The following is a 22,678-nucleotide window of genomic DNA, read 5'->3' as shown; positions in this document are numbered from 1 at the left end:
AGGGGGCCGCAATGGTACGTTCCCCGCCATGACGACATCGGGGGACTCTTCGAATCAGCCGGGCGCGCAAGGTGATCAGCCGCAGTCGACCGGCGGTGCACCGCAGCAGCCGGTGGCGCCCTCGGATCCGACGGTCCTGCGCCAGCCCAATCCGTCGGACCCGCAGCAGGATCCGACCCAGCTGCGGTCCTTCGATCAGCCGCCGGGCGGATTCGCCCCGGCCGCACCGCCGTCCGCACCGGGATTCGCACAGCCCGGGTACCCGTCGTCGCCGCAACAGCCCGGCCCGGGGTACGCCCAGCCCGGCGTCCCGGGTCACGGCTTCGCCCCCGGCCAGGGGTTCGCGCCGCAGAATCAGGGTGCGCACGGCCAGAACTTCGCGCCGGGTCAAGGCGGCGCCCCCAGTCGGGGCTTCGCGCCCCAGGATCAGGGTGCGCACGGCCAGAACGTCGCGCCAGGTCAAGGCGCCCAGCACCAGGGTTACGCACCGCAGGGCCAAGGTTTCCCGCCGCAGGGTCAGTTCGCACCGCAGGGTCAGGGTTTCGCTCCGGAAGGCCAGGCGTCACAGGCTCAGGGCTTCGGACAGCAAGGCTTCCCCTCGGGCGGTTTCGGGCCGAGTGCACCGGGATTCGCGCAGCCCGCACCGAGTTACGGCCCCACCGGCCCGGCCTCGTCGGGTCTCGCCGGCAAGGGCTGGCTGTGGGGTCTGGGCGGCATCGTGGTCGCCTCGGTGGTGTGGGGCGGCGCGGTGCTCGCGTTCGGCGGCTTCGGCGGCGGCAGTTCCTCCGGTGTCGCGCCGGGCGAGCCCGATCTGCGCGGTTACACCTATTCTGACGATTTCTGCCAGGATTCCGACACTTCCCCGTTCACCGACGCCGGCTACACGGTCTCCCGCAAGTCCTCCACCGGCAAGGACGATTACCCGAACTTCGAGGGCTCCGAGCACGCCGCGGTCGACTCCATGTTCTGCGCGCAGCGGTTCCTGCCGCAGGGTGTGTCCGACGACGACTACGAGGACGCCTACATGTACTCCGGCGTCACCATTCATAAGAAGACCGATCCGAGTCCGGAGTTCACCGCGGGCTTCGACACGTGGGAGAACTCGCGGTCGGATTCCAGCGGCGACGGCCGCAAGGAGAAGATCTCCGGCCTGGGTGACGAGGCCTGGGTGGCCGTCGAGCCGAGCAAAGCCGGCGATCCCTCCCCCACGATCACCATCCGGGTCCGTGACGGGTGGGTGGTCGGGCACTTCACCTGGTCGCAGTATGTGTCGACGTCGTCGTCGTCGAAACCGAAGGCGAAGGTGCTGCCGGAGTCGGAGGTCATCGACAACCTGACCGAGGCCGCCAAGTCGACGATGGCCGCGCTGCGCGACTGAGGCGCAACGCGGGCAGGCCGGTCACGGTGGAGGTGAGCGGCCGGTCACGGCGGCCCGTTTGCGACAATGGGCGCGATACTCGCCCAGCTCATGAAGGATGATTCCAGCTCCGATGGCCGAAACCACGATCGATCCGGACGCGCTCGCCACCTGTTTGCGGGTCCTGGAGCAGGCCGGACAGCTCGACAAGGATCATCCGGATTCGGTGGCGGTGCAGCGCGCGGTCGGGCACATGTTCAAAAAGCTCAAGCAGCGTCGTCGCGCGGCGGCCCGGGACGCGGTCTCGGCCGCCGACCGTGCGGTGGTCGCCGCCACCGCCACCGGTTCGCCGCAGCGCATCGATGACGAGACCGCGGGCATCCCGATCAGCTCGTCTGCCACCGGCGCGAGCGCGGGCACCCTGATCCGGCCCCGGCCTTGCTACATCTGCAAGGAGCGCTACACCACGGTCGACGCTTTCTACCACCAGCTGTGCCCTGACTGCGCCGCCGACAGCCATGCCCGCCGCGACGCGCGCGCCGACCTCACCGGCCGGCGGGCGCTGCTCACCGGTGGCCGCGCCAAGATCGGCATGTACATCGCGCTGCGGTTGCTGCGCGACGGCGCGCACACCACCATCACCACCCGCTTCCCCAACGACGCCATCCGGCGCTTCGCCGCCCAGCCCGACAGCGCCGACTGGCTGCACCGGGTGCGCATCGTCGGCATCGACCTGCGCGATCCGGCGCAGGTGGTGGCCCTCGCCGACGACGTCGCCGCGCAGGGCCCGCTCGACATCCTGATCAACAATGCCGCCCAGACCGTGCGCCGCTCGGCCGGGGCCTACAGCGCCTTGGTCGAGGCCGAATCCATGCCGCTGCCGGCCGGTGAGCTGCCCGATGTGGTCACCTTCGGCAAGACCATGCAGGCCCACCCCAGCGCGCTCACCGCCTCACTGACCCCGACGCTGTCCGCCGCGGACGTCGCCGAGCTGGCGTTGGTGGCGGGTTCGGCCACGCCCGACCGCATTTCCCGCGGTGTCGCCATCGACGCCGGTGGGCTGGTGCCCGACCTCGCACACACCAACAGCTGGGTGCAGACCGTCGGCGAGGTGGATCCGACCGAGCTGCTCGAGGTGCAGCTGTGCAATTCGGTCGCGCCGTTCATCCTGGTGTCGCGGCTGCGGCCGGCGATGGCGGCGGCGCAGGCGCGGCGCAAGTACATCGTCAACGTCTCGGCGATGGAGGGCCAGTTCAGCCGGGCCTACAAAGGCCCGGGCCATCCGCACACGAATATGGCCAAGGCGGCGCTGAACATGTTGACCCGCACCAGCGCCCGCGAAATGTTCGAGACCGATTCGATCCTGATGACCGCCGTCGATACCGGCTGGATCACCGACGAGCGCCCCCACTACACCAAGATGCGGCTGGCCGACGAAGGCTTCCGGGCCCCACTGGATCTGGTGGACGGTGCCGCGCGCGTCTACGACCCGATCGTGCAGGGCGAGCAGGGCAACGATCTGTTCGGCTGCTTCCTCAAGGATTACCGGCCCTCCCCCTGGTGAATCAGGCTCGGCCGCGGCCGCAAAACGCGTCCGCGCGGCCGGCGTGATGGTCCTGCTCACGTCGGAATCCGTTCCCGTCGACGGCTATTACGCTGGGTGCGGTGAGCGTGCACGAACGGCTGGTCCGTGATTACCAGGTAGGTGTCGGTATCGAGGATCGATTCGTGCCGCCCGCTCCGGATTTCGGGCCCGATCTCGCGGCGACGCTGCCGGTGGCGGGGCTGGCGTCGGGTGCGATCGGTGCCGTCATCGGTGCGGCGAACCGGCTGCGCCGTGCCCGCGGACTCGATCCCGTGCATCACCGAATCGACCCGCGACGGGTGGCGGCCGCCTTCGCCAGCGAGCGACTGCTGCGCATCGATGGTGCGCCGGTCGCGATGTTCGCCGACCTGTCGGGCTTCTTCCCGACCTTCGACGGCTGGGTCCGCACCCACGCCAACTATCCGCACCACCGCGCCCGGCTGCTGGCCGCGCTGAACCTGCCCGCCGACGCACCCCTCGACCTCGCCGTCGCGCAGATCGCGATGAGCCGCGCCACCGATATCGAGGACGCTGCCGCCGCCACCGGCGCCATCGCGGTGCGGGTGCGCACCGAACGCGAATGGGCCGCCACGCCACAGGCCCGGGCCGCGGCGGCGGGCCCGCTGGTGGCAACGACGGCCCGCGCCGATGCCCGCGGCCTCGGGCTGCCCGATGGTGCGACGCCGTTCCAGCCGCTGCGCGGCATCCGGGTGCTCGATATGACCCGGGTGATCGCCGGTCCGGTCGCGACCCGCACCCTGGCGCTGCTCGGCGCCGATGTGCTGCGCATCGACCCGCCCGGGCTGCCGGAGATTCCGTGGCAGTTCCGCGACACCTGCCAGGGCAAACGCACCACCGTGCTCGACCTGCGCGCCGACCGGGCCCGCATCGACGCCCTGCTCGACACCGCCGATGTGCTGGTCACCGGTTACCGGCCCGGTGCGCTCGAACATGCCGGGCTGACGATCCGGCCCGGGCTGGTGCACGGCCGGGTCAGCGCGTGGGGCGATGTCGGACCGTGGGGCATACGGCGCGGCTTCGACAGCATCGTGCAGGCGGCGACCGGTATCGCGATCATCGAAGGCGCGCCGGCCGTGCCCAGCGCGCTACCGGCCCAGGCGCTCGACCACGCGTCCGGCTATCTACTCGCCGCCGGGGTGATCGACGCGCTCGTCGCCCGTGCCGCCGACGGTGTGGGTCGCGATGTGCGGGTGTCGTTGGCGCGCACCGCCTCCTGGCTGCTCGCCGCACCCGAACGCACACCGCGGCATCCCGCGGCCGCCGAACCGGATCGGCACAGCGTTGTCACGCACGGCAACCTCGTCACCGCCACTCCGGCGCTCGCCGAGTACCCCGACTACCCAGCCCCGGCGCGCCGCTATGGGTGCGACCGGCCGACCTGGTCGGCGCCGGCGCCGCTGCGCCGTGTCTGATCACTCCGCGCGGCCCGAACGGCCATCGGCTCTGGCGCGACCACCGGCACATCGACGGCCGCCACGCCACGAACTCCGGCGGACCGATGCAGGACACGCCGGCGCGACGCTGCAGGAACCGGCGCTCGAGCCCGGGCGCTCACCGACCCGAGCCCGCTCGATAGGCTCGAACCGTGCGGCAGAAGATCATCCTCGACGTCGATACCGGGGTGGACGACTCGCTGGCGCTGCTGTACCTGCTGGCCAGTCCCGAGGCGGAGATTCTCGGCATCGTCTCCACGGCGGGCAATGTCGGCGCTGCCCAGGTCGCGGTCAACAATCTCGCCTGGCTCGAGCTGTGCAAAGCACCCGAGATCGAGGTCGCGCTCGGCTCCGCCGAACCGCTGGTCATCGCGCTGCGCACGACCGAGGACACGCACGGCCCGCAGGGTGTCGGCTACGCGGAGCTACCCGCGCCGACCCGCCAGGTCTCCGACCGCAACGCCCCCGATCTGTGGGTCGAGCTGGCTCGCGAACATCCCGGGGAGATCGTCGGGCTGTGTACCGGACCGCTCACCAATCTGGCGCTGGCGCTGCGCCGTGAACCCGCGCTGCCGCGGCTGCTGCACCGGCTGGTGGTGATGGGCGGTGCGTTCAATCATCCGGGCAACACCACGCCGACCAACGAGTGGAACGTGCACGTCGACCCCGAAGCCGCCAAGGAGGTCTTCGACGCCTTCTCCGCCGCGCCGCCGGACCGACGTCCGCTGATCTGCGCGCTCGACATCACCGAGACCATCGAGATGCGGCCCGAGCATCTGGTGCGGCTGGCCGAACGCGCGGGAAGTATGCCCGCCGAACGGGTTTCGCCCGCCGATCCGCCCAGCGCCCGGTTGGCCACCAGCAATCCGATCATCGCGCATCTGACCGACGCGGTGCGGTTCTACTTCGACTTCCACCACTCCTACGACCTCGGCTATCTGGCGCACATGCATGATCCGTTCGCCGCCGCGGTCGCTCTCGACCCGGCGCTGGCGCGCACCCGGCCCGCGACGGTCGACGTCGAACTCACCGGAACCCTCACCCGCGCCACCACGGTCGCCGACTGGGCCGGCATGTGGGGTCGCGAGCCCAATGCCGACATCGTCGTCGGCACCGACCCCGAGCTGTTCTTCGACCGGCTGATCAGCCGAGTCGGTGATTTCGCCGCCGCGGTGTACCCGCCGGCGGCCGGGCTTGTGCCCGCGAGCGCGCAGGAGGCGCCATGACCGACGACACCGTCAGCTACCTCACCGAATTCCGCCGTCGGCTCGGCCTGCCCGCGATCGTCGACGTGCACACCCATTTCATGCCGGATCAGGTGATGCGCAAGGTGTGGGCGTATTTCGACTCGGCGGGTCCGCTCACCGGCCGCGAGTGGCCGATCGCCTACCGCGACGATCAGGCGGTACGGTTGAAGACGTTGCGCGGCTTCGGTGTTCGCGCGTTCACCGCGCTGGTGTACCCGCACAAGCCGCAGATGGCGGCCTGGCTCAACTCCTGGACCGCCGAGTTCGCCGCCGAGGTCCCCGACTGCCTGCACACCGCCACCTTCTACCCCGAACCCGGCGCCACGGACTACGTGCGCACGGCAATCGAGCAGGGCGCGCAGGTATTCAAATCGCACATCCAGGTCGGCGCGTACTCGCCGCTGGATCCGCTGCTCGACCCGGTCTGGGGTGTGCTCGCCGAGTCCGGCACCCCGATCGTCATCCACTGCGGATCCGGCCCGGCCCCCGGCGAATTCACCGGCCCCGGCCCGATCGCGGAGCTCCTGCGCCGCCACCCCGGCCTGCGGCTGATCGTCGCGCATATGGGCATGCCCGAGTACGCCGAGTTCATGGACCTGGCCGACCGCTATCCGGGCGTCTGCCTCGACACCACCATGGCCTTCACCGACTTCACCGAAGAAGAGGTGCCCTTCCCGGCCGCCGACCGCCCCCGCCTGCGCGACCTCGGCGACCGCATCCTGTTCGGCAGCGACTTCCCGAACATCCCCTACCCGTACCACCACGCGATCACCGCCCTGGAACGGCTCGAGCTCGGCGATGAGTGGCTGCGCGGCGTCTGCCACGACAACGCGGCGCGACTGTTCGCGCTGCCGGATCGGGCGCCGGACCGCGATCCCACGGACTGACCATGCCGGATCGCCGCCCGGCCGGCCCGGCCCCGCGCTGAGCACGACTGGGGTCGGTCGATTGCTACGAGCAGGCGTGCGCGGGCGCTGGTCCGCACTTTCATCACCGGGTACGGCGCCGCTCGATCCGTTCGGCTGATCAGCCCTCGTCGAAGGCGCGCAGCAGTTCCTCGGCGGCCAGGGCGGCGGTCAGTCCGCCTTCGCGGACCTGCTTTTCCACCTCGTCGCGGATCGCCTTCACGCGCGGGTTGTCGGCGAGGCGGCGCAGTAGCTGGTCGTGCACCATGGTCCAGGTCCAGTCGACCTGCTGACGGCGGCGCTTCTCGTCGAACTCGCCGGCGTCGGTCAGCACGCGGCGGTGTTCGAGGACCGTGGACCAGAATTTCTCCAGGCCGAGGCCCTCGAGGCCGCTCATGGTGAGCACCGGTGGACGCCACAGGGCATCGTGTGGATGGATCAGCCGCATGGCGCCGGTGAGTTCGCGCGCGGCCTTCTTCGCCTCGATCTCGTGTTTGCCGTCGGCCTTGTTGACCGCGACCAGATCGGCCAGTTCGAGCACGCCCTTCTTGATGCCCTGCAACTGATCTCCGGTGCGGGCCAGGGTCAGGAAGCAGAACACGTCGACCATGTTCGCCACCGTCACCTCGGATTGGCCGACGCCGACGGTCTCCACCAGGATCACGTCGTAACCGGCCGCTTCGAGCAGCACGATCGTCTCGCGGGTGGCCTTGGCGACGCCGCCGAGCGTGCCCGCGGTGGGTGAGGGCCGGATGAACGCCTCGTCGCGGACCGACAGGCGCGCCATCCGGGTCTTGTCGCCCAGGATGGAGCCGCCGGTCCGAGTCGAGGACGGGTCGACGGCCAGCACCGCGACCCGATGCCCCTGCTCGATCAGATACATGCCGAGCGCGTCGATGAACGTCGACTTACCGACCCCCGGCACACCGGTGATCCCGACCCGGTTCGACGTCACCGCACCGGTGGACGGCGTCAACCGCAACAGCAGCTGCTGCGCCAGTTCCCGGTGATCGGCGCGGGTCGATTCGACCAGCGTGATCGCCCGCGCCAAGGCGGCCCGCTCATTTCGGCGGACCGCCTGGGCGAGCGCGTCGATATCGATGACGCGCCGGGTCATTCGGTGCTGTCTGCCTCGGCCGAGGCGCCGATCTCGTGCCCGAGTTCGGCCGCCAGCTTCTTCAGCAGATCGATCGCCGCATCGGCGATCACGGTGCCCGGCGGGAAGATCGCCGCCGCACCCGCGGCGTACAGCTCCTCGAAGTCACCGGGCGGGATGACGCCGCCGACGATGACCATGATGTCGGGGCGGCCGACATCGGCCAGTGCCTGCCGCAGGGCGGGCACCAGCGTGAGGTGGCCGGCCGCCAGCGAAGACACACCGACAACGTGCACGTCGTTGTCGGCGGCCTGGCGCGCCACCTCTTCGGGGGTCTGGAACAGCGGGCCCACATCGACGTCGAAGCCGAGGTCGGCGAAGGCCGTGGCGATCACCTTCTGGCCTCGGTCGTGGCCGTCCTGGCCCATCTTGGCCACCAGGATGCGCGGACGCCGGCCCTCGGCCTCGGCGAACTCCTCCACCAGCGCACCGGCGGTGGTGATGTTGGTGACCTTGCCTGCCTCGTCGCGGTACACACCCGACAGGGTACGGATCTCGGCCTGATGGCGACCGTACACCTTCTCCAGCGCATCGGAGATCTCGCCGACGGTGGCCTTGGCGCGCGCGGCATTGATGGCCAGTGCCAGCAGGTTGTTCTCCATGCCGCCCTCGGACGAGGCCGCGGCGCGGGTCAGTTCGTTCAGCGCCCGCTCGACCTCGGCCGAATCACGTTCGGCACGCAGCTGCCGCAGCTTTTCGATCTGCTCGGCACGCACCCGGGAGTTCTCGACCTTGAGGACCTCGACCTCGTGGTCTTCTTCCACCTGGTACTTGTTCACGCCGATCACCGGCTGCTGACCGGTGTCGATGCGCGCCTGGGTGCGGGCGGCGGCCTCCTCGATGCGCAGCTTCGGAATACCTTCCGAAATCGCCTGCGCCATACCGCCGTGCGCCTCCACCTCCGCGATGTGGGCGCGGGCGCGGTCGGCCAGCTGGTGGGTCAGCCACTCCACGTAGTACGAACCACCCCACGGGTCGATCGGACGGGTGGTGTTGGACTCCTGCTGGATCAGCAGCTGGGTGTTGCGGGCGATGCGGGCGGAGAAGTCGGTGGGCAGCGCCAGTGCTTCGTCGAGGGCGTTGGTGTGCAGCGACTGAGTGTGGCCCTGGGTGGCGGCCATGGCCTCGATGCAGGTGCGCGCCACATTGTTGTAGGCGTCCTGCGCGGTCAGCGACCAGCCCGAGGTCTGCGAATGAGTGCGCAGCGACAGCGATTTCGCACTCTTCGGGTTGAACTTCGCCACCAGCTCGCTCCACAGCAGCCGGCCCGCACGCAGCTTGGCGACCTCCATGAAGAAGTTCATGCCGATCGCCCAGAAGAACGACAGGCGCGGGGCGAACTTGTCGACCTCCATGCCCGCGTCGATGCCGGCGCGGATGTACTCGACACCGTCGGCGAGGGTGTAGGCCAACTCCAGATCGGCCGTCGCACCGGCTTCCTGGATGTGGTAGCCGGAGATGGAGATCGAGTTGAACTTCGGCATCTTCGCGCTGGTGTAGGCGAAGATGTCGGAGATGATCCGCATCGACGGCTTCGGCGGATAGATGTAGGTGTTGCGGACCATGAACTCCTTCAGAATGTCGTTCTGAATGGTTCCGGCCAGCTGTTCGGGCGTGACGCCCTGCTCCTCGGCGGCGACCACGTACAGCGCCAGGATCGGCAGCACCGCACCGTTCATCGTCATCGAGACGCTGACCTGGTCCAGCGGAATGTGATCGAAGAGCTGGCGCATGTCCAGGATCGAGTCGATGGCCACACCGGCCATACCGACGTCACCCTGCACGCGCGGATGATCGGAGTCGTAGCCGCGGTGCGTGGCCAAGTCGAAGGCCACCGACAGGCCCTTCTGACCGGCCTGCAGATTGCGGCGGTAGAAGGCGTTGGAATCGGCCGCGGTGGAGAATCCGGCGTACTGGCGGATGGTCCACGGCTGGTTGACATACATCGTCGGGTACGGCCCGCGCACGAACGGCGCGATGCCCGGCACGCTGTCGAGCGGGAAACCCGCGGCGGCAACGGCATCCCGGTCGGCCTTGGTGAACACCGGCGGCACGTCGATGCCCTCGGGCGTGGCCCACACCAGCTGCTCGGGGGTGTAGTTGTTGGCCGCGGCGGCCGTGCGGACGAATTCCTCGACCTGCGCGGCATCCACGGCGGCGGGCTCGGGGGCCCGCTCGGTGAGTGGCACCTCGGCGAAACTGCCGATCAGATGCTCGATACGCGATGTCATCAGGCTCCCACCTTCTCCAGCAGACCCGACAGCGCGGCGACGGCGTCGATGCGCGCGGTCAGGAACCCGTCCGGGCGCTGTGCGCCGTCCAGTTCGGCGACGGCCTTGTCCGGGCCCGCCAGCAGCACCGTCTCGATCCCCGCCGCCCGCAGCCGGTCGGTGGCCGGGCCCGCATCGGTGCCGTATCGGGCATCCGAACCACACAGCACGGCGATCGGGGCACCGGATTCGGTTGCCGCGGATTCGATTCCGTCGATATCGAGCGGGCCGGGATTGATCGATTCGATCCCGCCCGAGGCCAGCAGGTTCGCGATGAAGGTGACCCGCACGTTGTGTTCGGCCACCGTCCCCAGCGGCACCAGCAGCGCCGTCGGGCGCTTGCCGTGCGCGGCCAGGTAGGCGTCGGAGCGGTCGCGCAGCGCCTCGAACGCGGCGCCGTAGCTCGTCACCCCGATCTCGGCGCGCGCGGTCTCCGACAGCGGCTTCTCGGCCAGGTTCGGGAACTCGTTGACGCCGGTGACCGCGGTCCGGCGGTGCGCGACATCGGCGTCCCGGGCGGCCTTGGTGGCGGCGATGCGCTCGGCCAGCAACCCCGACTCCAGTGCCGCAAGGTACCCGCCGGCGGTCTCGATCTCCTGCATGAACTCCCAGGCCTTGGCGGCGAGTTCGGCGGTGAGATCCTCGACGTACCAGGACCCGGCCCCCGGATCCTGGACATGGCCCAGATGCGATTCCTCGAGCAGCAGCAGCTGGGTATTGCGCGCCATGCGATCGGCGAACGAGCGCGAGACACCCAGCTCACCCGGCGGCAGCGCGGCATCGAAGGGCAGCACGGTCACGGTATCGGCACCGCCCACACCGGCACCGAACGCGGCCAAGGTGGTGCGCAGCATGTTCACCCACGGATCGCGGCGGCTCATCATGGCGGCCGAGGTGACCGCGTGCTGCGGTGCGCCGCCGGCATCGGGCGCGCCGCACACATGCGCGACGCGGGCCCAGAGCTTGCGGGCGGCCCGGAATTTCGCGATGGTCGCGAACTGGTCGTCGGTGGCGGCGAAGCGGAACTCGAGCTGGCCGAGCGCGGCCACCACATCGAGTTCACCGGTCAGCGCGCGCAGGTACTCCAGACCGGCGGCGACGGCGGCACCCAGCTCCTGGGCGTCGGCGGCGCCGGCCTCGTGGAAGACCCGGCCGTCGACGGTGATGGCGCGCACGGTTTCCGCGCGGTCGTTCGCCTGCGCGGCCAGCGCGATCACGTCGGCGAGGTCCACGTCGTCGACCCCGGCGAAGCGGCTGGTCAGCGGGGCGGCGCCGAGGCCGAGGCGGATATCGGCGCGGGCGGAAGTGGTGTAGCCGTCGAGCACGCCGAACACCTGCTGGGCGGCCTGCGGGGTCGCGGCCCCGGCGTCCAGCGTCAGCGGGGCGAGCTCGAACAGCAGGCCCGACAGCGCCGCGGGCAGCTCGGCCACCGGGACACCGCCTTCGCCGGCGGCCAGCCAGACGGCACTGATGCCGTTCTCCAGCCGCGCCAGGATCTCCTGGTTGACGCTCGCGCCGTCGGTGCCGGTGAACCGGTCGCCGACGAACCAGCCGCGGTGCACGTCGCGAGTGGCGTCGCGGCCGCGCACGAACGGGAACTGTCCCGGCAACGGCTGCTCGGGCAGCTCGTCGCGACGGGTGTAGAGCGGGGCGATGGTGAGGCCGTCATAGGTGGTGACCTCGAGCAGCTTCTCGGGTTCGTCCGGAAGCTCCGTGGCATCGACCCGGCGGGTCTTGGCCAGCACACCCGCTACGCCCTTACGCCAGGCGGCGTACTCGGGCACCGGCTCTGAAGCTATCGGCATACGCTGCTTTCCCTCTTCCATTCGAGTACGGGCGCACCACTCCTGCACGCCCGCACCTGTGCATCCGCCCAGCTCAGCGGACACTTTGGTTAACGAGCATTCGACTCGTTTCCTCCGATGCTAGCCCGACGCCAATACGCGCTCGAGCGAGGCCACCACTACCAACCGGTAACCTTGCCCGGGTGACTCGACTGATTCGCGATCGACGCGTCGTCGCGCTGATCCTCGCGGTCGGCGCGCTTTTCGTCGTCGCGTTGCTGATCGAGCTGCCGAGTCCCGAGCAGATCCAGGACTGGGCCGACAGCGTCGGACCGGTCTTCCCGCTGCTGTTCTTCGCCGGATATGCCCTGGTCGCTGTCGCACCCGTGCCGCGGACGGTACTCACCGTGAGCTGCGGTGTGCTGTTCGGCGCCGGACTCGGCAGCACGGTGGCGCTCACCGCGACGACGGTGGCCGCCGCGCTGGCCCTGCTGCTGGTGCGCGCCCTCGATCGCGACCGCGTGGCCGCACGGCTGACCCATCCGTCGGTGCGCGCGATCGATGAACGGCTCGAACGCCGCGGCTGGCTGGCCGTCGGTTCGCTGCGATTGATCGCGATCGCACCGTTCTCGGTGGTCAACTACTGCTGCGGGCTGTCCTCGATCCGGTTCTGGCCGTACCTGATCGCAACGGTGATCGGCTCGCTGCCCGGGACGGTGGCGACGGTGATCCTCGCGGATGCGCTGACCGGCGGGAGCCATCCGGCAATGGTGGTGATCTCGGGTGTGTGCCTGGCGATCGGCGTGGTGGGGTTGGTCATCGATGCGCGATGGAAGCCGGTACCCCGCGGGGAGGTTGCCGACCCTGTCGCATTGCCCTCGCAGCCGGTCAGTCGACGGTGAGTTCGCTCGGCACCGCGATCACATCGACCATGGCTCCATTGCGCAGCACCGTGACCGGCAGGTGTGAGCCGATCGCGTCGGCGAACAGCTGACGCTGAATCCCCTGCGCGTCCCTGACCTCGGTGCGGGCGACGCTGAGCACCAGATCGCCGCGGCGCAGCCCGGCTCGATCGGCGGGGCCGCCGCTGATGATCTCGACGATGCGGACGCCGCCATCCTGCCCCGTGCGTGCGGCGACCTCGGCCGGCAGCGGCGCGGGCACGCCCACCAGGCCCAGGTAGGCGCGGCGGACCCGTCCGTCGGTGCGCAGGGTTTGCACGATCATGCGGGTGGTGGCGTTGATCGGGATCGCCAGGCCGAGGCCGATGCCGGCGACGGCGGTGTTCACCCCCACCACTCGCCCGGCCGAATCGGCTAGCGCGCCACCGGAATTGCCCGGGTTGAGGGCGGCGTCGGTCTGGATGACGTCTTCGATCACCCGCCCGGCGCGGCGCGAGGCCACCGGCACGGCCCGGCCCAGCGCGCTCACCACGCCCGCGGTCACCGAACCGGCCAATCCGAGCGGGCTGCCGACGGCGACCACCAACTGCCCCACGACGAGGGCGTCGGCGTCACCGAGCGTGACGGCGCCGGGCGCCGCGCCGCGGGCACGCAGCACCGCGAGATCAGACAGCGGATCGGCGCCGACGACGTCGAACCGGGTTTCGGCCCCATCGGCGAACACCAGCTCACCCCGGCGCGCGGACCCGACCACGTGCGCGTTCGTCAACAGATACCCGTCCCCGGACACCACCACGGCCGACCCGCTCCCCCGCCGCGTCCGCACACTCGCCACATGCGGTGTCACCGAGGCTGCCACCGCGATCACCGTGCGCGAGTACGCATCCATCGCCGCATCGTCCACGCTGATCACCACCTGCTCCGCAGCCCGATACCTCCAGGATGCCGAGCTGCACGGCCCGCCCGCAGCGTGTTCACCAGCAGCGCAATCGCCGCGGTGATCGGGGGTCCCGTCGCACGGCGCATGGGTGCAGAACCCTGCGCGATCGAGCGCACGGCCGCGCCAGCACCGAGAACGGCCTGTTCGCATGGCTCAGCGCCGCGAGCAGGGCCACCGCCGTGGCGTGCGGATCGGCGCGCAGGCTATCGAACGGTCGCCCCGAGATCGCGCGGCGGCCCGCCGACTGTGGGTGATCTCGGCGCATGGCACCGCGACCAGCGCCGGGATCCGGGCCCGCCACAGCCGGCCCGCGATGGCTGCCGAAGGTCTTGTTCGCGGCCGCGCAGTTCATGGCCGAAGGATCAACCAGACAGCAAGGCGCCCACCGGCGCAGTTGCGCGGGTGGGCGCCGAGGGCTCAGAGCTGGGCCAGGTCGATGGCCTGGGCCATCGTGGCGTAACCGGCCGGGCTCGGGTGCAGGTGGTCGCCGCTGTCGAAGGCGGGGGCGATGGCGTCCGGGTCGGCGGGGTCGGCCACGGCCCGTTCGAAGTCGATGACCGCGTCGAACTCGCCCGACGACCGGATCCAGCTGTTCACCGCGTCGCGCACTGCTTCACCGCGTTCGCTGTAATAGGGCGCGCCCTTGTACGGGGTCAGCGTCGCGCCCACGACTCGCAGGCCGTCCGCGCGGGCCAGGGCGATGAGTTCGCGGTAGCCGGCGATGAGTTGGTCGGCGCTGACCTCCGGGTTGGGATGCACCCAGGGTTCGTCGAGTTCACTGGCGCCGATGTCGTTGATGCCTTCCAGCAGGATGACGGTGCTCGCGCCGTCGCGGTCGAGCGCATCGCGCTGGAACCGGGTCTTGGCGCTCTGCCCGGTGTAGTCGGAATCGGTGAGCACCCGATTGCCGCTGATGCCGGTGTTCAGTACCGCGCGGGCGGACCCGTCGGCGGCCAGGCGCGTGGCCAGCACGTCCGGGTAGCGGTTGTCGGCGTCGGCGGTGGCTTCGGCGCCGTCGGTGATCGAATCGCCGAAGGTCACCACCGCACCCTCGGCGCCGGTGCCGTTCACCTCGAGGTCGGCGAGGTAGTACCAGGAGCGGCTGGTGTCGGTGAACGCCGCCGCGGCCGGATCGGCAACATGGTCGCCACTGGCCAGGTAGCTGGTGGCATTACCGGTTTGGTGGAAGGTGGCGGGGCCGGTCGGCTCGGCCAGATAGATCGTCACCGTGACCGGCTGCAGCGCGGTCACCGGGAAATCGACCGCGTCGCTGGTGGTTTCCGCGCCGGCGGGGATCTCGGTGGATTCGGCGCCACCGAACAGCAGCGGCCGCACGCTCTCCGCGCGCACCGCCGCGCCGTCTGCCGGTTCGGCGATCGTCGCCGCGGCGATCCGCAGCGGGCGTTCACCGAAGAGGTTGGAGAACTTGATCCGGACCTCATCGCCGCCGAGCGTCGGCCGGATCACCTGGCGGATGGTCTGATTCTCGAATCCGCCGGTGGACCAATTGGGTTCCCACAGGTCGACCGCCGCCTGCTGCGCGGTCACCCAGCTGTCGGACCAGGCCGTGGTGGTCCCGGCGTCCGCGTCATCGGAGCAGCCGGCGAGTACCAGCGCCGCCGTGGCCAGCAGCGCGGCCACCACCGTGCCGCGCCGCCTGCCGGTCGTGCTCGTCCGCGCGGTCGTGCGCCGCCGTGTCCACCCGATCATCTGCGTCCCTCACTCACCCGATTCGCCGTTCGCGAACCGACGCAGCAGACCAACCGCACGCGGCGAGAGTCAATTCCGCGTCGACTGTGCACAATCCGACATCGGCGGAGGGAATAACGCGGGCGGTGCGCTACTGCTGCGCCCCCGGCGGCTGCCACGGCCGGCCGTGGATGTCACCGGCACTGGGCTGCGGCGGTTCGGGCCGCGCCGGCCCTTGCGGCGCTGCGGGGCCCGGCTTGTTCAGGTTCGCCGGTGCGGGGTCGACGCCGGGCACCAAACCCTCGACCGGCGTGCGGGCCGTGGCCTCGGCCGCGCGCACGGCACGTTCGATGGCTGGATCCGGCGCGGTGTCGAACCAGTCGGCGACATCCTCGGAATCGTCTTCCGGTTTGCTCTCGCTGCCGTCGGATTCCGGTGGCTCGTAACGGAATACGCCGTCCTCGCCCTTGGTGGCGAAGTTCTTGGCGAAACCTTCCAGGGCCTTCCCGAAATCGCTGGGCACCAGCCACACCTTGTTGGCGTCGCCGCGCGCGACCATCGGCAGCGTCTGCATGTACTGGTAGGCCAGCAGTTCCGGCGTCGGCTTGCCGGATTTGATTGCGGCGAAAACCTTTTCGATCGCCTTGGCCTGGCCCTGAGCTTGCAGGTAGGAGGCGGCGCGTTCACCCTGGGCGCGCAGAATGCGGCTCTGGCGTTCACCTTCGGCCGACAGGATGGCCGACTGCTTGGCACCCTCGGCCGACAAGATCTGTGCCTGCTTGGCACCCTCGGCGGTCTTGATCTGCGATTCGCGCTGGCCCTCGGCAGTGAGGATCATGGCGCGCTTCTCGCGATCGGCCTTCATCTGCTTTTCCATCGACTCCTGAATCGACGGCGGCGGATCGATGGCCTTCAGCTCCACCCGCGCCACCCGCAGACCCCAGCGTCCGGTGGCCTCGTCGAGGACGCCGCGCAGCTGGCTGTTGATCTGATCACGGGAGGTCAGCGTGTCTTCCAGGGTCATGCCGCCGACCACGTTGCGCAGGGTGGTGACGGTGAGCTGTTCGACCGCGGCAATGTAGTTGCTGATCTCGTATACCGCCGCCTGCGGGCTGGTGACCTGGAAATACACCACCGAGTCGATCTGCAGGGTGAGGTTGTCCTGGGTGATCACCGGCTGCGGCGGGAACGAGACCACCCGCTCGCGCAGATCCACCTTGGCCCGGATGCGGTCGGCGAAGGGCACCAGGAAGGTCAACTGACCCGACACCGTGCGCGAGTACCGGCCGAGTCGTTCGATCACCGCCGCCTCGGCCTGCGGCACCAGCGCGATCGATTTGAACACCACCACCACGACCAGCAGCACGAGGACGGCGGCAACGATCAATACAGCCATTACGGCCCTTTCCAGACGACGGCCGTCGCGCCGTCGATCTTCATCACGTACACCGTGGTTCCCTGCGGATACTCCTCCGCCGGATCGAACGGCCGCGCCGTCCACTCCTCACCACCGAGCTTCACCCGTCCGCTGTGTGCCCCGACGTCCTCGAGCACCAGCGCCGTCTTCCCGGGCAGCGCATCCACATTGGTGAGCGTCGGCGGTGGAGTCGCGAAGCGCCGCAACAACATCGGGCGCACACCGAGCATCAGCGCGACGGACACGACCGCGAAGATGATCGCGTCGGCCACGACACTGGTGTCGGCGGCGAAACTGATCACCGCGGTGATGAGGGCACCACCACCGAGCATCAGCAAGGTCAACTCACCGACGAACATCTCGGCCGCCACGAGCAGAATGCCCACGACCAGCCAGACAACTGCGGCCACGCCTCCACTGTAGTGGGCGGAGCCGATTTGTGTGGCCCGCCACGACGATCCCCCGGTGCGCCGCACCGTCGAAGCGTTTCCGGTGCAGTAGCTTCGGGCGGGTGAGTTCGCGTGACATGTACGGCCGTGACATCTTTTCCGGGCACTCCCGCGCCACCAAGCGCGCGGTCCCGCGGGTGGACGCCGAACGTGACCTCGTGGTGGAGGACGCGGCGAGCGGATTCTGCGGCGCCGTCGTCGGATTCGACCGCAGCTACGACGGCGAATTCGTGAAACTCGAGGACGCCCGCGGCGCGGTCCGGTTGTTCGCCCTGCGTGAGGCCGCGTTCCTGATCGACGGTCAACCGGTGACGCTGGTGCGCCCCGCCCCCACCGCGCCCAAGCGCGAGACCCGCTCCGCCTCCGGCTCCACCCGGGTCGAAGGCCTGCGTGCCCGCGTCGCGGCGGCGAGCCGGATCTGGGTCGAGGGCGTGCACGACGCGGCGCTGGTGGAGCGGGTGTGGGGCCACGACCTGCGGGTCGAGGGCGTGGTCGTCGAACATCTCGAGGGACTGGACAACCTGGCCGCGCGGCTCACCGAATTCGGGCCGGGACCGGGCCGGCGGGTGGGCGTGCTGGTCGACCATCTGGTCACCGGGTCGAAGGAATCCCAGCTCACCACCGGCCTCGGCGCGCACGTGCTGGTCACCGGACATCCGTTCATCGACGTCTGGCAGGCGGTGCGCCCGGCCGCAGTGGGCATCCCGGAGTGGCCGCAGGTGCCGCGCGGCGAGGACTGGAAGACCGGGGTCTGCCGGCGCCTGGGCTGGGGCACGCCGCAGGAGGGCTGGCGGCGGGTCTACAACGCCGTCGATTCCTTCCGTGACCTCGAGGCACCGCTGATCGGTGCGGTGGAACGACTCATCGACTTCGTCACCGAACCCGAGTAGCGTCCGGCAATCGAGGGACTCGCGGCCCGTCGGTGCGGGCGCGAGCCGTGCCGGCCGGAACGCCCGGCCGGGGTGATCCGGAGGTGCACATGTCCGCGAAGCCACTGTCGGCGCTGCTGGCTGCCGCCGCCCTGACCCTGCCCGCGTGGGCCGCCCCGGCCGCGAGCGCCGCTCCCGCCGCCGAATACCGCCATCCCGTCGCTACCGGTTCGGCCGATCTGGCACCGGCGCTGCTGGACCTGATCGTCTGCCTGATCCAGCTGCCGCCGTCGGCTTCCGGCGATCCATCGCAGGGCTGCAACACCTGAACTGTGACCACGGGATCGATGAGATAACAGCCTGGGGCACACCTGCGGGCGCACCGATGTCCACGTGTCGTGGTGAACCTTTATGCTCGAAGATTATGTGCTCCCCGAGTGCCACGCTGACGGTGTGGGCCGGCTCCTGGCTGGCCGGTTCCAGTGCGCCCGATGACGTACTGGAGGCGCTACACGCGTGGGCCCCGCGGCACACCATCGCCGCAGGCGATCCGCTCAGCGGCGCCCGCACCGACTTGCCGTGGTCCTCGCGCGGTACCACCGGCACCGGAGTCATGCCGCTGCTCAAGGTGATTCGCGAAGCCCTCGCCGAGCCCGGCGCGCACCTGCGGCTGGTGTTGCCCGTGCCCGGCGACGTGCGGGGGCTGCCGGTGGGCACCGCGTTCGCCGCCGACGCGCTCGAGGCCGGCGAAGGCATCCTCATCGGTGTTCCCGGCACCGAGGGCACCGGCCTGATCCCGCAGTGGGAGGGCGAGGACACCCTGCAATGGACCGTCTACAGCGCGCCGATCCCGGCCACCACCGGTATCGACATGTCGCTGGGCGAAGCCGAATACGCGATGCGCGAAGCGGTCCGCGATGCCGCCGACGCGCTCATGCGCCTGCACACCACCGGCCTCGGTGCCGGTGACGCCGATCCGCGCGAACTGATCGAAGCCGAACTGGCCGACTACACCCGCCACGACTATCCGGAAGCGATTCCGCTGCGCGCGCGCCGCATCCTCGACAGCGCCGACCACCTGGCCGCCATCCTCACCGTGGCCCAGCGTGAACCGGCCTCCTCCCCCACCTCCGCCAGCGCCGTCACCGAGCACGAATCGCTGCTGCGCCCGCTGTGGGACGCCATCCGGGCGGCGCGGTTGGTCGCGGTGCACGCCTCGGCGCGCGGGAGCTGATCGCCGGCCGCGGCGCGCAGACCGCATCGCTGCTACTCGGCCCACTCGAGCTGCGCCGGACTGGCCGAGCACTCGAGCGCGCGCAGCGCCCGAACCTGGAACCGGCGAGCCCGCCGGTCGGCACCGGCCGGTCCTCGTCAGTACCCGTGCGGGGGCAGGAGAACGGTCCTCAGCGTGCCGGGCGCGCAGGCGGCTTACAGCAGTCCACCGCACACGGGGCGCCGTTGACGGTGCACCCGTAACCCGGCGCGGACCCGAGGCGTCGCGGCGGCACGTCGTCGAGGTGTTCGCCGATCAGCTCGACGACCAGTTTCGCGAACCGCGGATCGGCACCCGGGGTGCCGGCGCGGGCGAAGGCCATGCCGAGTTCGGCGGCCTTCTGCGCGGCCTCGTTGTCGAGATCCCAGATCACCTCGAGATGATCGGAGACGAACCCGACCGGGCACACCACCACGGCGTCGACACCCTTGCCGGACAAGTTCTCCAGATGGTCGACGATGTCGGGCTCGAGCCACGGCACCTGCGGCGGACCCGACCGCGACTGCCACACCACGTCGTAATCGGCGAAACCCGTTGCCGCCGCGCACAATCGGGCGGCATCAGCGACCTGGCGGCTGTAGAGCGCACCACCGTCGGCGGGCGGGCCCGCGGTGCGGTCGGCCGAGACGGGGATCGAGTGCGCGGTGAACACCAGCCGGATCCGGTCGCGGCGATCGGCCGGAATCTGCTGCACCGCAACGCGAATCGCGTCGGCGAAGGAGTTGATCAGCAGCGGGTGGTCGAAGTACTGCCGTAGCTTGATCAATTCAGGTGCGTCGTGGCCGACCGAGTCACGGGCGCGAACGATGTCTTCCTGATACTGCAAACAGCCCGAGTAGCCGCCCCAGGCCGAGGTGGGAAAGACCAGCGCCGAGCGCACCCCGTCGGCGGTCATCCGGGCGAGGGTGTCCTCGGCCATCGGATGCCAATTGCGGTTGCCGAAATAGACCGGCAGATCCCTTCCGGCCGTGCGCAATTCGGCTTCCACCGCGGCGATGATGCGGCGGTTGAGTTCATTGATCGGCGACACCCCGCCGAAGTGCAGATAGTGCTCGGCGACTTCGGCGAGACGTTCCTGCGGCACGCCCCGGCCCCGAGTGACGTTCTCCAGGAACGGCATCACGTCCTCGGGGCGTTCGGGGCCGCCGAACGACAGCAGTAGCAACGCATCGGCCGAACGGCCCACAGTGTCTCCTCTGTCGTATGTGACGGGTCAGTTGACCGGCATGTTCTCCGGGAACCAGGTGTTGTGGCTGGCGCCGCCGTCGACGTAGATGATCGAGCCGGTGGTGCCGGGCAGCCAATCCGAGAGCAGCGCCACCACGGACTTGCCCACGACGGTCGGGTCGTCGACATCCCAGCCGATCGGCGAGGCACCGTCCCAGTAGGTGTTGAGCTGGTTCAGCTTGGCGGCGTCGTCGGTGGCGGTGCCGGCGATGGCCTTGGCGGCCAGAGTCTTGATCGGACCGGCGGCGATCAGGTTCGAGCGCACCTTCTTCGCCTCACCGACCTCACGCGCGACGTAGCGGTTCACCGATTCCAGCGCCGCCTTCGCCACACCCATCCAGTTGTAGTACGGCATGGCGGTGCGCGGGTCGAAGTCCATGCCGACGATGGAGCCGCCCTCGTTCATCACCGGCAGCACCGCCCGCGCCAGCGAGGCGTAGCTCCAGGCCGAGATCTCGAACGCCTTGGCGGCGTCCGGGCCGGGGCCCTCGAGGAACGGCTTGGCCTCCGGGCCCATCAGCGTGCGCGGGGCGAACGCGATGGAGTGCAGCACACCGTCGAGGCCTTCCGGGGCCAGCTCGCGGATCTTGTCGGCGAGCTGGGCCAGGTCGTCTTCGTTGGTGACGTCGAGGCCGATCGCCGGCGGCACTTCCTTGGGCAGGCGCTTGGCGATCCGGTCGATCAGGCGCAGGCGCTCCGGGATACCGGTGATGATCACCTTCGCGCCCTGTTCCTGCGCGATGGCCGCCGCGTGGAACGCGATGGAGGCGTCGGTGATGATGCCGGTGACCAGGATGGTCTTACCGTCGAGCAGTCCGCTCATGAGTTCTGGGTTCTCCCTGCGTTATGGATGTGTGCCGCGGTCCGGAGGGACTGTCGGCTGCACGCCTGATTTCGTTAGCGCGGCTTTCGATTCTCGGTGCGCGAGGCGGTGGGTCAGTGGCCCATGCCCATGCCGCCGTCGACCGGGATCACGGCGCCGGAAACGTAGGCCGAGTCCTCGGACGCGAGGAAGCTGACCACGGCGGCGACGTCCTCGGCCCGGCCGAGACGCTGCAACGGGATGAACTTCTTCGCCATGTCGCGCAGATCTTCGGGCAGATCCTTGGTCATGTCCGTCTCGATGAAACCGGGGGCGACCACGTTGGCGGTGATCGAACGCGAGCCGAGCTCACGGGTGACCGAGCGGGCCAGGCCGATGACGCCGGCCTTGGAAGATGCGTAGTTGATCTGACCGGCCTGGCCGGCCATGCCGACAACCGAACCGAGGAAGATCATCCGACCCCAGCGCGCGCGCAACATGGCCCGGTTCGCTCGCTTGGCGCAGCGGAAGGCGCCGGTGAGGTTGGCATCGATGACTTTCTCGAACTGCTCCTCCGTCATCCGCATCAGCAGCGTGTCGTCGGTGATACCGGCATTGGCCACCAGCACCTCGACCGGACCCTGATGCGCCTCCACCTCGGAGAACGCGCGATCGACCGATTCGCTGTCGGTCACATCGCATTTCACCCCGAACAGCCCGTCCGGCACACCCGAACCACGGTGGGTGACGGCGACCTTGTGTCCATCGGCGAGGAGGCGCTGCGCGACCGCGAGACCGATGCCACGGTTACCACCGGTCACCAGTACCGACCGGGAGGCCCGCTCCGCATTCTGCGATTCCGACTTACGACTGTCCTCGACAGAGTTCGACATGCGGACAATCTAGCCGATGGTTCCTGCCACCGAAAAACACGTCGTGGTTCATCACAACATTGACACATCTAGGGCCGGGTTCGAATCGAACCCGGCCCTAGAAGCGAGACCCGTCAGTGGCTACCTCAGCACGAAGGACACCAGCTGATCGAACGCGCGGTGAAACCCAGGGACGGTACCTTCTGACCAGCGCTTACATAGCGATACTGCTTCTTGCCACCGCCACAGGACTCACTACTCAGCAGAAACTGCCTATCGTAGTTGCTGATAACGGACTGTGACGGCACGTTCAAATTTATACAGTAGTTTTTCTTGTTATCCGAATTCTTTAGCTGCGTCGCACGACCGGAGTAATTCTCGCCAGACCAGAAACACGCGTCCCCAGTTGAGCAAGACGCAGCGGAAGCCGTCGGTGTTGGAGCTATGACGACAGCGAACGCCGACATCGCCACAGCACAT

Annotated in this window: 20 protein-coding genes; 9 read left to right on the top strand and 11 right to left on the bottom strand. The window is 69.5% G+C overall.

Annotated features, from left to right (window positions below; all coding sequences use genetic code 11):
• Positions 1-28 precede the first annotated feature (28 nt).
• From NOCYR_RS13205 to NOCYR_RS13185, 5 genes are all read left to right on the top strand, one after another.
• A complete protein-coding gene (locus NOCYR_RS13205) occupies positions 29-1,378 on the top strand; it encodes a hypothetical protein (RefSeq protein WP_148280621.1) in 1,350 nt (449 codons plus the stop codon).
• Between the two features lie 112 nt (positions 1,379-1,490).
• Positions 1,491-2,921 (top strand): SDR family oxidoreductase, encoded by a 1,431-nt coding sequence (locus NOCYR_RS13200; protein ID WP_014350876.1) that lies wholly within the window; start codon positions 1,491-1,493, stop codon positions 2,919-2,921.
• A 101-nt stretch (positions 2,922-3,022) separates the two neighbouring features.
• Positions 3,023-4,375 (top strand): CoA transferase, encoded by a 1,353-nt coding sequence (locus tag NOCYR_RS13195; RefSeq protein ID WP_014350875.1) that lies wholly within the window; start codon positions 3,023-3,025, stop codon positions 4,373-4,375.
• A gap of 173 nt (positions 4,376-4,548) precedes the next feature.
• On the top strand, positions 4,549-5,622 hold the full coding sequence (locus NOCYR_RS13190; RefSeq protein WP_014350874.1) for a nucleoside hydrolase: 1,074 nt from the start codon (positions 4,549-4,551) through the stop codon (positions 5,620-5,622).
• The gene (locus tag NOCYR_RS13185; protein ID WP_014350873.1) at positions 5,619-6,530 is read left to right on the top strand and encodes an amidohydrolase family protein; all 912 of its coding nucleotides are present in this window, start codon (positions 5,619-5,621) and stop codon (positions 6,528-6,530) included. Before NOCYR_RS13190 ends, NOCYR_RS13185 begins: the two co-directional genes overlap by 4 nt.
• A 139-nt stretch (positions 6,531-6,669) precedes the next feature.
• On the opposite strand, the gene meaB is transcribed toward NOCYR_RS13185, so the two are convergent.
• From meaB to NOCYR_RS13170, 3 genes are read right to left on the bottom strand one after another with little or no spacing between them, the layout of a single operon-like run.
• Positions 6,670-7,665 (bottom strand): methylmalonyl Co-A mutase-associated GTPase MeaB, encoded by a 996-nt coding sequence (gene meaB / locus NOCYR_RS13180; protein ID WP_014350872.1) that lies wholly within the window; start codon positions 7,663-7,665, stop codon positions 6,670-6,672.
• Positions 7,662-9,935: a methylmalonyl-CoA mutase gene (scpA, locus tag NOCYR_RS13175; RefSeq protein ID WP_014350871.1), complete on the bottom strand. Its 2,274-nt coding sequence runs from the start codon at positions 9,933-9,935 to the stop codon at positions 7,662-7,664. Before scpA ends, meaB begins: the two co-directional genes overlap by 4 nt.
• The gene (locus NOCYR_RS13170; RefSeq protein WP_048833322.1) at positions 9,935-11,779 is read right to left on the bottom strand and encodes a methylmalonyl-CoA mutase family protein; all 1,845 of its coding nucleotides are present in this window, start codon (positions 11,777-11,779) and stop codon (positions 9,935-9,937) included. Before NOCYR_RS13170 ends, scpA begins: the two co-directional genes overlap by 1 nt.
• A gap of 182 nt (positions 11,780-11,961) precedes the next feature.
• On the opposite strand from NOCYR_RS13170, the gene NOCYR_RS13165 reads away from it, so the two are divergent.
• Entirely contained in the window at positions 11,962-12,660 is a 699-nt protein-coding gene (locus NOCYR_RS13165) for a TVP38/TMEM64 family protein (RefSeq protein WP_014350869.1), read from the top strand.
• Here NOCYR_RS13165 and NOCYR_RS13160 read toward each other — a convergent pair.
• From NOCYR_RS13160 to NOCYR_RS13145, 4 genes are all read right to left on the bottom strand, one after another.
• Complete coding sequence (locus NOCYR_RS13160) at positions 12,647-13,549, bottom strand: S1C family serine protease (RefSeq protein ID WP_193364746.1); 903 nt, start codon at positions 13,547-13,549, stop codon at positions 12,647-12,649. The genes NOCYR_RS13165 and NOCYR_RS13160 overlap by 14 nt on opposite strands.
• A 468-nt stretch (positions 13,550-14,017) precedes the next feature.
• On the bottom strand, positions 14,018-15,310 hold the full coding sequence (locus tag NOCYR_RS13155; RefSeq protein ID WP_014350867.1) for an SGNH/GDSL hydrolase family protein: 1,293 nt from the start codon (positions 15,308-15,310) through the stop codon (positions 14,018-14,020).
• Positions 15,311-15,440: 130 nt separating this feature from the next.
• On the bottom strand, positions 15,441-16,685 hold the full coding sequence (locus NOCYR_RS13150; protein ID WP_014350866.1) for an SPFH domain-containing protein: 1,245 nt from the start codon (positions 16,683-16,685) through the stop codon (positions 15,441-15,443).
• Positions 16,685-17,116: an NfeD family protein gene (locus tag NOCYR_RS13145; protein ID WP_014350865.1), complete on the bottom strand. Its 432-nt coding sequence runs from the start codon at positions 17,114-17,116 to the stop codon at positions 16,685-16,687. Before NOCYR_RS13145 ends, NOCYR_RS13150 begins: the two co-directional genes overlap by 1 nt.
• 116 nt (positions 17,117-17,232) lie before the next feature.
• Between NOCYR_RS13145 and NOCYR_RS13140 the strand changes: the two genes are divergently transcribed.
• From NOCYR_RS13140 to NOCYR_RS13130, 3 genes are all read left to right on the top strand, one after another.
• A complete protein-coding gene (locus NOCYR_RS13140; protein WP_014350864.1) occupies positions 17,233-18,045 on the top strand; it encodes a DUF3097 domain-containing protein in 813 nt (270 codons plus the stop codon).
• Between the two features lie 89 nt (positions 18,046-18,134).
• On the top strand, positions 18,135-18,353 hold the full coding sequence (locus tag NOCYR_RS13135; RefSeq protein WP_014350863.1) for a hypothetical protein: 219 nt from the start codon (positions 18,135-18,137) through the stop codon (positions 18,351-18,353).
• Positions 18,354-18,448: 95 nt separating this feature from the next.
• Positions 18,449-19,258 carry a hypothetical protein gene (locus tag NOCYR_RS13130; RefSeq protein WP_014350862.1) on the top strand — a complete coding sequence of 270 codons (810 nt, stop codon included), beginning with the start codon at positions 18,449-18,451 and terminating at the stop codon, positions 19,256-19,258.
• A gap of 169 nt (positions 19,259-19,427) precedes the next feature.
• Here NOCYR_RS13130 and NOCYR_RS13125 read toward each other — a convergent pair whose 3' ends face one another.
• The 4 genes from NOCYR_RS13125 to NOCYR_RS31010 all read right to left on the bottom strand — a co-directional run bounded on the left by NOCYR_RS13125 (position 19,428) and on the right by NOCYR_RS31010 (position 22,665).
• Entirely contained in the window at positions 19,428-20,483 is a 1,056-nt protein-coding gene (locus NOCYR_RS13125; RefSeq protein WP_014350861.1) for a ferrochelatase, read from the bottom strand.
• A gap of 27 nt (positions 20,484-20,510) precedes the next feature.
• Positions 20,511-21,347, bottom strand: coding sequence for an NADH-dependent enoyl-ACP reductase InhA (inhA, locus tag NOCYR_RS13120; RefSeq protein ID WP_014350860.1), 837 nt, complete (start codon positions 21,345-21,347; stop codon positions 20,511-20,513).
• 113 nt (positions 21,348-21,460) lie between these two features.
• Complete coding sequence (fabG1, locus tag NOCYR_RS13115) at positions 21,461-22,219, bottom strand: 3-oxoacyl-ACP reductase FabG1 (RefSeq protein ID WP_048833320.1); 759 nt, start codon at positions 22,217-22,219, stop codon at positions 21,461-21,463.
• Positions 22,220-22,344: 125 nt separating this feature from the next.
• The gene (locus tag NOCYR_RS31010; protein ID WP_081505393.1) at positions 22,345-22,665 is read right to left on the bottom strand and encodes a peptidase inhibitor family I36 protein; all 321 of its coding nucleotides are present in this window, start codon (positions 22,663-22,665) and stop codon (positions 22,345-22,347) included.
• Positions 22,666-22,678: the final 13 nt, after the last annotated feature.

Origin of the sequence: Nocardia cyriacigeorgica GUH-2, from assembly GCF_000284035.1 — a bacterium.
GTDB classification, from domain to species: Bacteria; Actinomycetota; Actinomycetes; order Mycobacteriales; family Mycobacteriaceae; genus Nocardia; species Nocardia cyriacigeorgica_B.
The sequence above is the reverse complement of the archived record's forward strand: the minus strand, read 5'-3'. Positions and strand labels throughout refer to the sequence as shown.